Origin of the sequence: Anaerococcus obesiensis (assembly GCF_016599815.1) — a bacterium.
Lineage (GTDB): Bacteria > Bacillota > Clostridia > Tissierellales > Peptoniphilaceae > Anaerococcus > Anaerococcus vaginalis.
The window spans coordinates 481,648-495,753 of record NZ_CP067016.1 but is presented as its reverse complement, the minus strand read 5'-3'; the positions used below and the strand labels follow the sequence as shown (position 1 = coordinate 495,753).

Sequence of the window (14,106 nt, the reverse complement as noted above, 5' to 3'; positions counted from 1 at the left end):
AAATCATTTTGCTTTTATTGAAAAAATCTGAAAACATTTTTAAAAGAATTTAAAAATAAATTTGCAAAAAAATATTTTGCTAGTAACATAGATTTATAAGAAAAAATAGATAGATGATGGGAAGAGTAAGGATTTTACTTTTTTTACAGAGAAAAAGTGTTTGCTGAGAGCTTTTGATTAAGATTATCCCCAAGACCACCCCTGATATTTTCGCTAATACGAAAGGCATGACCTGCCTTAAAACATTAATGAGTATAAATTAAGGTGGAACCACGACACATCGTCCTTTGGGATGGTGTGTCTTTTTTATTTTAAAATTTTAAATTCTATCTTATAAATTTATTTAATGGTTGTGCTTTATTTGAAATTTGTTACTAAATCTTTCTGAAATTTAAGAAAGTGTGGATAAAAATTTTTAAGGAGTGAGAAAATGATAAAAATTAAATTACCTGATGAAAGTGTAAAAGAATATGAAAAAGGTGTAAGTGTTGGAGATGTTACAAAAGATATTTCTGAAGGATTATTCAGATCAGCTTTGGGCGCTGTAGTTAATGGAAAAGTTATGGGCTATGCTGAACCTATTAATGAAGACTCTGATTTTAAGGTTATAAAATTTGAAGACAAAGAAGGAAAAGAAATTTTTTGGCATACAACAAGTCATTTGATGGCTGCTGCTATTAAAGAGATTTGGCCTGATGCAAAATTTGCGATTGGACCTGCAATTGAAAGCGGATTTTATTATGATATAGATCTTGAACACAGATTTGTTCCAGAAGATCTTCCAAAAATCGAAGAAAAAATGAAAGAAATTGCCAAAAAAGATTTGAAAATGGTAAGAAAAGAAATTTCAAGAAATGAAGCTTTGGAATATTTTAAAAAAGAAAATCAAGAATACAAGGTTGAATTAATTGAAGATCTTCCAGAAGATGAAATTATTACTCTTTATGAAATGAGCGATAATGTATTTGTTGACCTTTGCAAGGGACCTCATCTTCTTTCAACAAAATCAATCAAGGCAATCAAATTAAATTCTATAGCTGGTGCTTATTGGAGAGGCGACTCTGATAGAAAAATGCTTCAAAGAATTTATGGTATAAGCTTTGAAAAGAAAAAACAATTAGATGAATATATTGAACTTCAAGAAGAAGCTAAAAGACGTGACCACAGAAAAATTGGTAAGGAAATGAATTTATTTTCTTTCCATGATGAAGCTCCAGGATTCCCATTCTTTAAAGAAAACGGAATGATTTTAAGACATGAGCTTTTAAATTGGTGGACAGATGTTTTGGCTGAAAATGGTTACGGCGAAATTCAAACTCCACTTATAATGAATGAAGAATTGTGGCATAGATCAGGTCACTGGGATCATTACAAGGAAAATATGTATTTTACAAAAATTGACGGAGAAAATTATGCAGTAAAACCAATGAACTGTCCTGGATCAGTTTTAGTTTACGGAGAAGAACCACATTCATACAGAGATCTTCCAATTAGACTTGCAGAATACGGCCAAGTTCACAGACACGAATTATCAGGAGCCCTTCACGGACTTTTCAGAGTAAGAACATTTACTCAAGATGATGCCCACGTTTATTGTTTGCCAAGTCAAGTAAAAGATGAAGTATTTAAAATGATAGACCTTGCTGATCTTTTATATTCAACATTTGGCTTTAAATATAAAATAGAATTATCAACAAGACCAGATGATTTTATGGGAAAAATTGAAGAATGGGATTTTGCAGAAAAAGCCCTAGAAGATGCTTTGATTGAAAGAGGAATTGATTATACAATAAATCCAAAAGACGGAGCATTTTATGGACCAAAAATTGACTTCCACTTGGAAGATGCAGCAAAAAGAACATGGCAATGTGGAACAATCCAACTAGATTTCCAATTACCACAAAACTTTGACCTAACATATATAGACGAAAACGGCGAAAAGAAAAGACCAGTAATGCTTCACAGGGCCCTTCTTGGATCAATTGAAAGATTTATTGGTTCAGTTACAGAACAATTTGCAGGAAGATTTCCACTTTGGATAAATCCAAAACAAGTTGAAATAATTCCAGTATCAGATAAATTTGCAGATTTCGCAGACGATTTGGCTAAAAAAATCAAAAAAGCAGGCTACAGAGTAGAAGTTGACCACAGAAGTGAGGGAGTAGGATATAAAATCAGACAAGCTCAACTTATGAGAACAAACTACATGCTAGTAGTAGGCGAAAATGAAGAAAAATCTGGAAAATTAACAGTAAGAAATAGAGACGGAGAAGAAACAAAAGACGTATCTTTCGAAGAATTTATTGAAAAATTAGATGAAGAAAGAGATAACAAATCTTTAGAGTCAATATTTTAAATAGATATTTTAGAAGATTAGGGTTATAATTTAATCATTGGATTTAAGTCTAATGATGATTATTTCCCTTATTTTCTTTGTATATTGAATAAAATATTTTAAAACTTTATGATTTAGGAGGTTTTTTATTAATAATGGAAAAATTTAATGCTTTAATCTTGGGAACAGATTCCAATTCTTACTCCGTAGCAAGAAGTTTCTATGAGGCTTTTTCAAAAAAAGCTATTGTAGCTGGTAGTGCAGTATTAGTACCTTTTGTCGATTCAAAGATTGCTGATATTAATACAAAAAATAATTTTTCAACAGATGATGATGTTTTTGTAAAACATTTAAATAAGATAGGTAAGAAACACAAGGATGAAAAATTAGTTTTTTTTGTACCAACTGAAGAATATATGTCAATGCTTTTAAAAAACATAGACAGATTAGAATTTGATTTTGAAATTCCTTATCCTAACAAAGAAATGGGAGAAAAACTTATAGAAAAATCAAATTTTTATAAGTTATTAGATAAAAACAATATCATTTATCCAAAAACTCAACTAATAAATAAGGATAATTTGGATCAGTTGGACCTTGATGGCGAGCTTTTTTTAAAAGCTGATGATTATTCACAATTTTTGGATTTAGACCTTAAAAATAAGAAAAAGGGTTATAAAATAAAATCAAAACAAGAGGCAATAGATATTCTAAAGGAAATATTTGAAAAAGGCTACGATCATAATATGATAGTTCAAGAATATATAAATGGAGTAGATGGAAGCGAATATTCCCTCAATGGATATAGGGCTAATGATGGAAAAGTTTCAATGACCTTAGCTAGAAATTTATTATCAGATCATAGAGATATGTGGGTTGGCAATCATCTTGTTCAAATCGACTATCAAGATGAAGAATTTTATGAAATTGCAAAAAAAATAGTTGAAAAAATAGATTATTATGGTTTATTTAACTTTGACTTCAAAAAAGATTCTAAAACAGGAAAAATTTATTGTTTGGAAATGAATGTCAGACAAGGTAGAACTTTCTATTACACAAACCTTTCAGGTGTAAATTTAATAGAGCTTGCTATAAAAGATAAGGTGTTTGGCGAATCCTATGAAAAAAGACCAGACAAAAAATTTATGCTAAAAGCCTTGTCAGATAGCTTTATAATAGAAAATATTAATAAAGACTTGCTTGACGATTTTAACGAAAGATTAAGTTTTTCTCAAAATCCATTAATAAATGATCAAGATGATTCTAGAAAAAGAAGAAAAACAGTAGAAAAAAGTATAATAGGAAGAGAAAAGCAAATCGAAAATGAATAATAAATAGCGGCTTTTGCCGTTATTTTTTCTGTATTTTTTGTTTAAAGAAAGGAGTTTTGATGGCAGAAGTAAAATCAGAAAAACTTGGGAAAATGCCTGAGGGAAAATTGTTGTTTGAAATGAGTCTTCCAATTATAATTTCCATGCTTGTTCAAGCGATTTATAATATTGTCGATTCAATTTTTGTAGCTAGATTATCAGAAAAAGCTCTTACGGCTGTAACAATTTCTTTTCCAATTCAAAATATAATTATAGCCTTTAGTGTTGGCTTATCCATTGGTGTTTCGGCACTTTTGTCTAGGTATTTGGGAATGAAAAATGAAAAAAAGGCAAGTAGCGTTGCGGTTCACGGAATAATTTAGTCAGCACTTATGTCTTTGATTTTTGTTTTTATTGCAATATTTTTTGTTGAACCTTTTATAAAAATGCAAACAAATGATCCTAAAATTATTTCTTATGGTATAGATTATCTTCATATAGTTTGCTCATTATCCTTGGGGGTATTTTTCCAAATATTTTTTGAAAAACTTCTCCAATCAACAGGACTTACAGTTTATACCATGGTTACCCAAGTTATTGGGGCGGTTATAAATATAATTTTAGATCCCATTTTTATCTTTGGACTTTTTGGATTTCCAAGACTTGAAGTAAAAGGTGCTGCCATTGCAACAGTTACTGGACAAATTTTGGGAGCTTTGATAGGACTTTTATTAAATTTAGTAAAAAATAAGGAAGTAAAATTGACTTTCAAAGGCTTTTCAATGTCCCATTTAATTTTTAAAGAAATTTTTTCAATAGGGCTTCCGGCAGCTTTGATGAATGCAATCACATCTTTTGCAACATTTTTTATAAATACAATTCTTGCAGGCTTTGGTCAATCAGCCATAGCTGTTTATGGAGTATTGTTTAAACTACAAAGTTTTGAATTTATGCCGGTTTTGGGAATATCAAACGCTATAGTTCCAATAATTTCTTACAATTTTGGGGCGGGAAACAAAGAGAGAATAAAAAAATCAATAGAATTATCAATCACGTGGGCAACCCTTATGATAATTTTTGGTATGATAATATTTATGGTATTTCCAGAGGCGATTTTAAATTTATTTTCAGCCACAGATAGAATGAAAGAAATAGGAATACCAATGATTAGAATTGTTGCGATTTCATATTTGCCAGTAGGATTTTCCATAGTATGTGCATCAATTTTCCAATCCCTATCAAGTGCAGGCATAGCACTTTTTGAGCCATTTTTAAGACAATTTATAATTTTATTGCCATTGATGTATCTTATTGGAGAAAAAACTGGAGATATTAATAAAATCTGGTATTCATTTATAATAGCAGAATTTTTAGCAGGACTTTATTGTGCATATTTTTAAGACGCGATTACAAAGAAAAATAGAAATTTTATAATAAATTAATTTTTACCAGACTTATTTACTCAGGTCTGGTTTTTTTAATTTAAAAATTTTTAATATTAAGAATATTTACATCTGGGAAAATGTTTTGACAGCTTTGAGCAAATAGTGTATTATAAATTTGAAGTGGTAATTACCAAAATGTATATTGAAAACGATTTATAAAAGGGAGAAGATTTATGAAGTCAAAAAACCATGCAAAAAATAAATTGCCTAAAAAATACTAGCTTGCGCGATAAGTTTATCTGTGCTTACTATTGCGTCAAATGAGGCTTTTGCATCTGAAGAAAACCTACAAATGAACTTGTTGAAAAAGAAAATTTTGAAAAAAATGATAAAATGAAACTGAATTAAAAAATGACCAAATAAATAATGATGTTTCTAAAGAAGATGAAAACAAAAAGCTTTAGAAAATGAAAATAATAAAGAAGTTGAAAAAGAAAAAACAAATTCTTTTGAAATAATGAAAAGCCTAAATTAGAAGAAAACAAAAATGATTTGCCTAAAAAATCTCCAGCAAAAGAGAATGAACAAAAGGAAGTTATAGAATGGAATAAGGCTTCAAAAGAAGGAGAGGTTGAAGAAACTATAGTAGATAATACTCGCTATAATAATTTAAAATCAACTCAAAAAATGATAATGGTCAAAATACTGCAAATTTTAAAAAAGAAGGCGTTGAATCAAATCCTTCTGGTAATACAAATGTAAATGTTGATTTTATAGATAATTCTAATGAAAACCAATCTAGATTTGGAGTGTTTTTATATCACAAAGATAATTCAAATAATATTTCGTAGGCTATGATAGAGCAGGCTGGTTTTGGGAATATAAATTAAATGGAAAAGGCGATTATTATGGCGGAAAAAGAGTAGAAGCTCCTAAAAAAGGAGAGAAAAATTCTCTTTCAATTTCTATCAAAAGTGATGGTCAATTAAATGCAACTAATAATGGAAATGCTGTTTTTGATACAAAAGTTATTCCAAAAGAAATATTTGATGCTTTAATTAATAATAGGTCAGTATTATTAAAATTGGGTTCTTATGGAAATGAAACAACAAATATTTTAGTAAAAACTGACAATCAAGAAAATATTAAAGCTCAAGAAAAACCAATCGAAAAGGCAGATGAGGCTGATGATTCTAAGGCTGTTTATGACACCATAGAATCAAAAGAGATGAAAGCCACAATTGATACCTTATTTCCAAGAGTAAAAGAATATTCATATAAGGGAAAAACATTTAAGGCAAATGTAAATTTCACTGATACTCTAAATATAAATGGAATAAAAGTAAAACCAGATGTAAAATATGAAAAAATTTCAGCAAATGAAGCCAAATATACTCTAACAATAAAAGATGATGCAAATTATATAAATGCAATTCTTGATGTTAGAATGAAAATTCTAGATAATCAATTACATTTTAATATTGTAAATATAGTAAATAATAACAATATTAAAGGCGGTTCAATAATTGATAATCCAAAAAAACTGATAACTACGATTGATTTTAAAGATAATTTTTAGCATCTGTTTCAAGCAGTGAAGAAAATGCAAAATTTGATGGGGCAAGAATGAGTGTAAATACTCATCAAAAAGGCGATGACCACATTGATGTTACAAATCCTATGGGAAAAATAGAAAACAAGGGTTATATGTATGGCTTTGTTTCTAATAAAAATATTTCAGCAGGAGTTTGGTCAAATTCACAATTTAATTATGGCGGTGGAGCAAATGATTACACTAGACTTACTGTAAACAAAAAAACTTATGGAAAAGAAAATTTTGTAGGAATTGGCTCATCAGCTTTTCTTTATCAATTGGCTCACAAAAATGAAGATGGAACTTATAAAGTTTATGATGAGAGAACTTGGATAAAACCTGAAGCTAAAGTTATATTAGCAGATGATTTAAATAATGATGGTAAAGTTAATTGGCAAGATGGAGCTATTGCATATAGAAATATAATGAACAATCCAAAAGGATCTGAATATGTAAAAGATTTGATTGGACAAAGAATAGCAATGAATTTTGGTTCCCAAGCTCAAAATCCATTTTTGGCAACCCTTGATGGAATTAAAAAAGTTTATCTAAACACAGATGGACTTGGACAAATGGTTTTATTAAAAGGATATGGCTCAGAAGGACATGATTCTGGTCACTTAAATTATGCAGATATAGGAAAAAGAATTGGTGGAGCAGAAGACTTTGTAAAATTATTAGAATTAGCAAAAAATATGGAGCAAGAATAGGAATCCATGTAAATGCATCAGAAACTTATCCTGAAAGTAAATATTTTACACCAGATAGACTAAGAAAAGATGAAAATGGCAATTTTAAATATGGATGGAATTGGCTAGACCAAGGAATAAATATAGATGCGTCATACGATTTGGCAAATGGTAGATATAATAGATTCAAAGACTTATATGATATAGTTGGAGATAAATTAGATTTTGTTTATGTAGACGTTTGGGGCAATGGTCAATCAGGAGATAACAATGCTTGGCAAACTCATCAACTTGCAAAAGAATTAAATGATCTTGGCTGGAGAGCAGCTTTTGAGTGGGGATTTGCTGGAGAATATGATTCTACATTCCAACATTGGGCAGCAGATTTAACATACGGTGGTTATTCATTAAAAGGAATAAATTCTGATATAGTTAGATTTATTAGAAATCATCAAAAAGATTCATGGGTAGGAAATTATCCTAAATATGGTGGAGCAGCAGTTAATCCATTGCTTGGTGGCTATGATATGATTGATTTTGAAGGTTGGCAAGGAAGAAATGATTGGGATGGATTTATTAAAAATATTTTCAAAACAAATCTTCCAACCAAATTTATCCAACATTACAAGGTATATGAATGGAAAAATGGAAATCCAGTAAATATGTCTGACAATGGACAAAGCTATAAGTGGACTCCAGAAATGGAAATTAAATTAAGAAATGAAAAAGAAAATGGCAAATATGATGAGCTTATAATAACTAGAAAATCAAATGATGTAAATAATCCTTTGTACAAACAAAGAAAAATGACTTTAAATGGAAAAGTTGTGTTTGATGAAGGAAAATATTTGATTCCATGGACTCAAAATGGCGTTGAAAAACTCTACCATTTTAATCCAAAAGCTGGAAAATCTACATGGGAAGTTTTAGATGGTTGGAGCGGAAAAGTTTATGTATATGAACTTACAGATTTAGGAAAAACTAACGAAAAATAGTAGAAATTGTAGATGGAAAATTAGAACTTGATGCAAAAGCAAATACAGCTTATGTAATCTACAAAGAAAAACAAGAAAAGAAAATGTGAAATTTTCTGAAGGCATGGGAATTGAAGATGTAGGATTTAATTCAAAATCACTTGAACATTGGGATATAAAAGGGGATAAAAAATCCGCTGATGTATTCTTATCACAAGGTGCAAATCCAATGCTTAGAATAAATGATAATAAAGAAGAAGTAAGCCTTACACAAAAAATTACTGGACTAAAGAAAAATACTAAATACGCAATATATGTAGGAGTAGATAACAGATCAGATGCTAAGGCTTATTTGGAAATAAAATCTAATGGAAAAACTTATTCTAACTATACAGAAAAATCAATAGCAAAAAATTATGTAAAAGCTAACGCCCACAATACATGGCAAAAATCTGCAACTGTTGATAACACATCTTATTTCCAAAATATGTATGTTTATTTTACAACTGGAGATAATCCAGAAGATGTAACAATAACATTAAAAGAGAAAAAGGCGAAGGAGCAACTTATTTTGATGACTTGAGAGTTTTTGAAAATAAATCACAAATGTATGAAAATAGCCACGATATTGGCGATGGAGAATTTTTCCAAAACTTTGAGCAAGTTGGACAAGGTATTTTCCCATTTGTAATAGGAAATGTTGAAGGAGTAGAAGATAATAGAACTCATCTTTCTGAAAAACACGATCCATATACACAAAAAGGATGGAATGGAAAAGTTATTAATGATGTAATTGAAGGAAACTGGTCCTTAAAAACAAATGGACTTACAGGAAGAAATGCCCTAGTTTATCAAACAATTCCACAAAATTATAGGTTTGAAGAAGGAAAAACTTACCAAGTTGTATTTGATTACGAAGCAGGTAGCGATGGAACTTACGCATTTGTAATAGGAGAAGGAGAATATACAAATCCATCAAATTTAAAAGTATATCATTTGCCAAAAACTTGGGAAGATGGAAATGATAAAAGTACAAAGAGAGTTAAATTTTTGGTAGAAGGAGCAAAAGGAAGATGGATTGGAATTTTGTCAACAACAAAAGCAGCTGATCTTCAAAAAACTTCAGGCTCAGTATCAGATTTTAGGTCTTATAAGGATTTTGTTTTAGATAATCTTTTGATAAAACAAGTAGAAGTTACATCAAAAATATTAAAAGAAAATTTCTTGGAAAGTTTTACCCCACAAAAGATTTATCAAAATATAAGGAAGAATCAGTTAAAGATTACCAAGATGCTCTTGCAAAGGTAATATTGGCAGATGAAATATGAAACCAGAAGATATGCAAAAATTGATAGATGATGTATATCAAAAACAATCTGAATTAGAGGCTGTAAAAGATTCAATAGGTCTTGAAGATATAGAAAGTCTTGATGCGGTTGCACAAGCTGGCGAAGAATTGGAAAAAGCCTTTGATAAAAACACATCTACCACATGGCATTCTCCTTGGTATGATAATTCGATTGGAAAAAGTGCAACAGTAGAATTAAAACAAGCAACCTTGATAAAAGATTTTATATACATTCCAAGACAAAGTGGACATAATGGAATAATAAAATCAGGAAAACTTGAAATAATTGACGATAAGGGAAACTCTACAATTATAGAATTTAAAAATTTTGCAAAAGATGCAAAAGCAAAAAAGTAGAATTTGAAAAACCAATAAATGCCAAAAAAATCATAATCACACCAACCGAAACTTGTGGAGATAATAATAACGTATTTTTATCAGCAGCAGAATTTATTTTCTCACTTCAAGATATAGGACAAGGACACGAAAAAATTGACTATGATAAATTAAAAGAGATTATAGATTCAGTAGATGATGAAAATTTAGATTCATTAAAAGAAAATTTTGAATATATAAGAGAAAATGATTTGATAAGCAAAGATTCATACGAAAAAATCTTGGAATCTGTAGAAAATACGAAAAACTAAAAAAGCACAAGAAGATGCAATAAAGGAGCTAAATGATGCAGGAATAAAAGAAGATTTGTATTTGGAAAAAATAAGAAAGGCAAAAACAATAGAGGAAGTAGAAAAAATAAAAGAAGAATTACTAAAATTAAACGAACAAAAACCAGACGAACAAACTCCTCAAAATCCATCAAATCCACAAAATCCAGATGATTCATCAAATCCAAAAGATTCATCAAAAAATCCTAAAGAAAAAATAATTCTAATAAGGATGATGACAATAAAGCTCAAAGAAAATCTAAAAAAACTATTAAAAACGAATACAGCAAACAATCAAATAATGTAAAAACAGGAGTAGCAAGCTCTACAGGAGCAATACTAGCACTATTGGGCTCAGTTGTTGGTCTATTTAAAAGTAAAAAAGAAAATAAATATAAAATAAGGGCGAATGCCCTTATTTTTTGTTTTTATGGATTCCCAAAAATATATAATCTAAAAGACCTAATCTTATTTGATAAAAAATAAGAGATAGGAAAAATACCACAAGTCCTGTTGCTATTTGTAGGAGTGGACTTGTCAGATTTAGGAAGGAATTTAGGATTATTTTTGTAAAGGGGAATAGGTAGAGTAGTCCGCTCAAAAAATATTTTTCAAAATTCACTTCGTAAATATTTGTTTTTAGTATTAAATAAATTATCAAAACTACTGAAATGTGAAAGCCTATAAAAATTTTATATTTGTCTATGGCAAGGATTTCTATAAAAAATATCAATAGGGTTATTATATAAAGGTACTTATTTACTTCTTTTGCTGGAAGAATTCTTGCAAAGGAGAAATAAATAAAAATATAAAATAAGTATTTTTGATATTTTTCGATAGTTTGTAAATATTTTGTGTTATATATAAGCAAAAATAAAATTAGACTTATTATTCCAACTGCCATGGAAAAATAAGAGCCAAATATTTTGGTTGAGCATCTTTCTATGATATATAAGAGAAAAATTCCTAGTAAAATTTTGTAATTTTTATTAATTATAGTCAAAAAATTTTTTCTTACTACATTTATGTTGTAAATATCTACTTTATCTAATAAAATAAGTATAAGGCTTAGTGTCAAAAGCGGAATAAAAAATTAAAAAACTTTTTTATCCTTTTGATTTGAAAAGATTACTGAAAAATATGCGCAAATATACAAAAAATATATTTGTGTAAAGGTTATTTTATTTGTAAATAAGGGTAAGTATATTGTAATTAAGGTAAAAATAATTGCTATAAGATCTGCTATTATTATTTTTTGTTTTTTCATAGTATCACCACTATGATTATATAATAATATCAGCTTAAAAGAAAATTATTTAGGGGAAATTATGACAAGGAAAAAAAGAAGTGAGGCTTTTTTGGAAAAAAGCCAGCCAAACAGACAAAACACAAATAAATACAATAATAAAAAAATCCAAGATAAGAGGCGAAATAGAAGAAAAAGAAAACAAAGAGATAGCTTAATAAAGCTCTTACTTGTTTTTATAATTTTAATGATACCATTGTTTTTATACCAAAAATTTATAAATACACCACAAAGGACTATAAATAAGGCTGTTGCCTCAATCAAGAATTTGGATTATGAAAAACAAGAAAAATATTTTGATAAGATTACCAATGTAGAGGACATTTTGAAAAAATCTTATTCATCTGATAAGAAAGAACAAGAAGAATTTTTGAAGGCAAACTTTGCCAATTTAAAAGTCGATGTAAAGGGCAAAAAAAGGACAAAAGATGGATTGGAAGTTGAGGTTGATGTAACAAATATTTCCTATGTCGATGTATATGATAATTTAAAAAACAAAGACACAAATGTTCATGCAACATATATAAAAAAATTGTCCAATGACAATCAAGATAAATTAACGATAAGGGCAAAACTACTTCTAGAAAAAAAATTTACCTACTACAAAATATACGAATCTAGAGATTTTGTAAATGGAATTTTGGGTGGGGCATTGAAATATTCTGATAAATAATAATATAAAAAGCTGTAGATTACTACAGTTCAGACTGTTGGTAAAGTATACAAATCCTCATGCTAAGAATATCATACGAAAAAATTGATTTGATTTCAAATTTTAAAATTCGTCAAAAAACGCACTGTTTGAGCGTTAGCGAGTTTGCGTTTTTAGAATTTTGGAATTTAGAAATCAACAATTTTTGAAGTCCGATATTCGTGCTTGAGGGTTTGTTTACGCTCTGAACTGTAGTAATCTACAGCTTTTTTGTAAAACACATTATAAAATTTTTAAATTTTTTTAATATCCTGGTTTTCCTAATAATTTGAACATTTGAGATTTATATTCTTCAACTCCTGGTTGATTAAATGGATTTACTCCTAGCATATATCCACTTACTCCAACAACTATTTCAAAGAAATAAAATAATTCTCCCAAACTTTCAGCTGAAACATCATCAATTGTCAATAAAATATTTGGAACATTTCCCTTAACGTGGGCAATTATTGTCCCTTCCATTGCTTTTTCATTTACAAAAGACATTTTTTTGCCAGCAAGATAATTTAGATCATCAAGATTTTCTTCATCTTCCATAATAGTAAGGTCCTTATTGGCACTTTCAACTTTCAAAACAGTTTCAAATAAATTTCTCTTGCCTTCTTGAATCATTTGACCTACAGAGTGAAGGTCGGTTGTATTATTTACAGAAACAGGGAAAATTCCCTTTCCATCTTTTCCTTCACTTTCAGCAAATAATTGCTTCCACCATTCAGAAACATATTTTAATTTTGGCTCATAATTTACCAAAACTTCAAGGTCTTTGCCATCTTCATTTAACATATTTCTAATAGCCGCATATTGGATAGCCTTATTTTCTTCAAAAGAATCTACAGTATAATTTTCAATCCCTTTTTTAAATCCAGCGACAAATTTATCAATGTCAATTCCGGCAACACACAAAGGCAAAAGACCAACCGCAGAAATTACAGAAAATCTTCCACCAATATCATCAGGAACTACAAAAGTTTCATAGCCTTCCTTGTTAGCCAAATCCTTCAAAGCACCTTTTTGCCTATCAGTTGTAACAAATATCCTTTCCCTAGCCTCTTCTTTTCCATATTTTTCTTCCAAAAGCTCCTTAACAAATCTAAAGGCAATAGCAGGTTCAGTAGTAGTACCTGATTTTGAAATTACATTAATAGAAAATTCTTTTTCCTTTAGATAATCAAGAAGTTCATGCAAATATTCCCCAGAAATTTGATGACCTGCATAAATCAATTCAGTCTTATCATTTTTAGGAAAATATCCTTTCATAGCATAGTCAACAGCCTTAGTGCCAAGATAAGATCCGCCTATTCCAATAGTTACCAAACAATCAGAATTATTTTGGATTTTTTTGCTAGCTTTTTTAATTCTTTCATATTCTTCCATATCTAGGTTATTTGGCCTATCAATCCAACCCAAAAAGTCATTTCCTTCTCCGTCTTTGTTCATTAAAGAAGAAAAAGCATCAAGACTTTTTTCCTTATAAGAATTGAGATTTGATAAGTCGACATTATTAAAATCAATTTTCATTACAAATCCTCCTTTGGATAAATTATACCCAAAAAGGAATAATATGGGAAATTTATTTTGCTAATATAGTTAATAAATAAAGTAATTAATTAAATAAAATTAAAAAGCAAAAAATTATAAAACTAAAAGCTTACCTTTAATCCTTAAATAGCGCAATATAATTTTATAGTTTGCTTACAAAATATTTTGAAATCTAAATAAGTCGAAACTTTAAAAGTAATAAAATAGAAAGTCTCAATAATAGAAACATTTCTAAATTGATAATGATAA

General features: G+C 29.0%; 12 protein-coding genes, 3 pseudogenes and 1 other annotated feature. Of the genes and pseudogenes, 13 read left to right on the top strand and 2 right to left on the bottom strand.

The annotated features are described in order from the left end of the window. The first annotated feature begins 104 nt into the window (after window positions 1-104). Window positions 105-291 (top strand) — a binding site (T-box leader). 139 nt (window positions 292-430) lie between these two features. From thrS to I6H46_RS02420, 12 genes and pseudogenes are all read left to right on the top strand, one after another. After that, window positions 431-2,356, top strand: coding sequence for a threonine--tRNA ligase (gene thrS / locus I6H46_RS02475; RefSeq protein ID WP_019118780.1), 1,926 nt, complete (start codon window positions 431-433; stop codon window positions 2,354-2,356). 134 nt (window positions 2,357-2,490) lie between these two features. Further along, entirely contained in the window at window positions 2,491-3,666 is a 1,176-nt protein-coding gene (locus I6H46_RS02470) for a carboxylate--amine ligase (RefSeq protein WP_019118779.1), read from the top strand. Window positions 3,667-3,725: 59 nt separating this feature from the next. Then, a pseudogene (locus I6H46_RS02465) lies at window positions 3,726-5,045 on the top strand (MATE family efflux transporter). Between the two features lie 537 nt (window positions 5,046-5,582). Then, complete coding sequence (locus I6H46_RS02460; protein ID WP_200226104.1) at window positions 5,583-5,792, top strand: hypothetical protein; 210 nt, start codon at window positions 5,583-5,585, stop codon at window positions 5,790-5,792. After that, window positions 5,705-6,108 (top strand): annotated as a pseudogene (locus tag I6H46_RS10245) (hypothetical protein); the annotation flags it as partial. The gene I6H46_RS02460 and the pseudogene I6H46_RS10245, both read left to right, overlap by 88 nt. Window positions 6,109-6,114: 6 nt before the next feature. Further along, on the top strand, window positions 6,115-6,609 hold the full coding sequence (locus tag I6H46_RS10240) for a hypothetical protein (protein ID WP_200226102.1): 495 nt from the start codon (window positions 6,115-6,117) through the stop codon (window positions 6,607-6,609). A gap of 47 nt (window positions 6,610-6,656) precedes the next feature. Continuing rightward, window positions 6,657-7,831: pseudogene (locus I6H46_RS10510) on the top strand (endo-alpha-N-acetylgalactosaminidase family protein); the annotation flags it as partial. Between the two features lie 9 nt (window positions 7,832-7,840). Further along, window positions 7,841-8,308, top strand: a complete 468-nt coding sequence (locus I6H46_RS10505) for a glycoside hydrolase family 101 beta sandwich domain-containing protein (protein WP_407648125.1) — start codon at window positions 7,841-7,843, stop codon at window positions 8,306-8,308. An 85-nt stretch (window positions 8,309-8,393) separates the two neighbouring features. Then, window positions 8,394-8,870: a hypothetical protein gene (locus I6H46_RS02435; RefSeq protein WP_234287402.1), complete on the top strand. Its 477-nt coding sequence runs from the start codon at window positions 8,394-8,396 to the stop codon at window positions 8,868-8,870. Further along, window positions 8,867-9,595, top strand: coding sequence for a hypothetical protein (locus I6H46_RS02430; RefSeq protein ID WP_200226095.1), 729 nt, complete (start codon window positions 8,867-8,869; stop codon window positions 9,593-9,595). The genes I6H46_RS02435 and I6H46_RS02430 overlap by 4 nt, the downstream gene beginning before the upstream one ends. Window positions 9,596-9,611: 16 nt before the next feature. Continuing rightward, window positions 9,612-9,992 (top strand): discoidin domain-containing protein, encoded by a 381-nt coding sequence (locus tag I6H46_RS02425; protein WP_200226093.1) that lies wholly within the window; start codon window positions 9,612-9,614, stop codon window positions 9,990-9,992. Between the two features lie 345 nt (window positions 9,993-10,337). After that, window positions 10,338-10,607: an albumin-binding GA domain-containing protein gene (locus tag I6H46_RS02420; RefSeq protein WP_234287401.1), complete on the top strand. Its 270-nt coding sequence runs from the start codon at window positions 10,338-10,340 to the stop codon at window positions 10,605-10,607. A 108-nt stretch (window positions 10,608-10,715) separates the two neighbouring features. Here the strand turns inward: I6H46_RS02420 and I6H46_RS02415 are convergent, their stop codons facing one another. Further along, the gene (locus tag I6H46_RS02415; RefSeq protein WP_234287400.1) at window positions 10,716-11,378 is read right to left on the bottom strand and encodes a hypothetical protein; all 663 of its coding nucleotides are present in this window, start codon (window positions 11,376-11,378) and stop codon (window positions 10,716-10,718) included. Window positions 11,379-11,628: 250 nt separating this feature from the next. Here I6H46_RS02415 and I6H46_RS02410 point away from each other — a divergent pair, with 250 nt between their 5' ends. Next, on the top strand, window positions 11,629-12,279 hold the full coding sequence (locus tag I6H46_RS02410) for a hypothetical protein (RefSeq protein WP_019118776.1): 651 nt from the start codon (window positions 11,629-11,631) through the stop codon (window positions 12,277-12,279). A 282-nt stretch (window positions 12,280-12,561) separates the two neighbouring features. Here I6H46_RS02410 and I6H46_RS02405 read toward each other — a convergent pair whose 3' ends face one another. Further along, window positions 12,562-13,836: a glucose-6-phosphate isomerase gene (locus I6H46_RS02405; RefSeq protein WP_019118775.1), complete on the bottom strand. Its 1,275-nt coding sequence runs from the start codon at window positions 13,834-13,836 to the stop codon at window positions 12,562-12,564. Window positions 13,837-14,106: the final 270 nt, after the last annotated feature.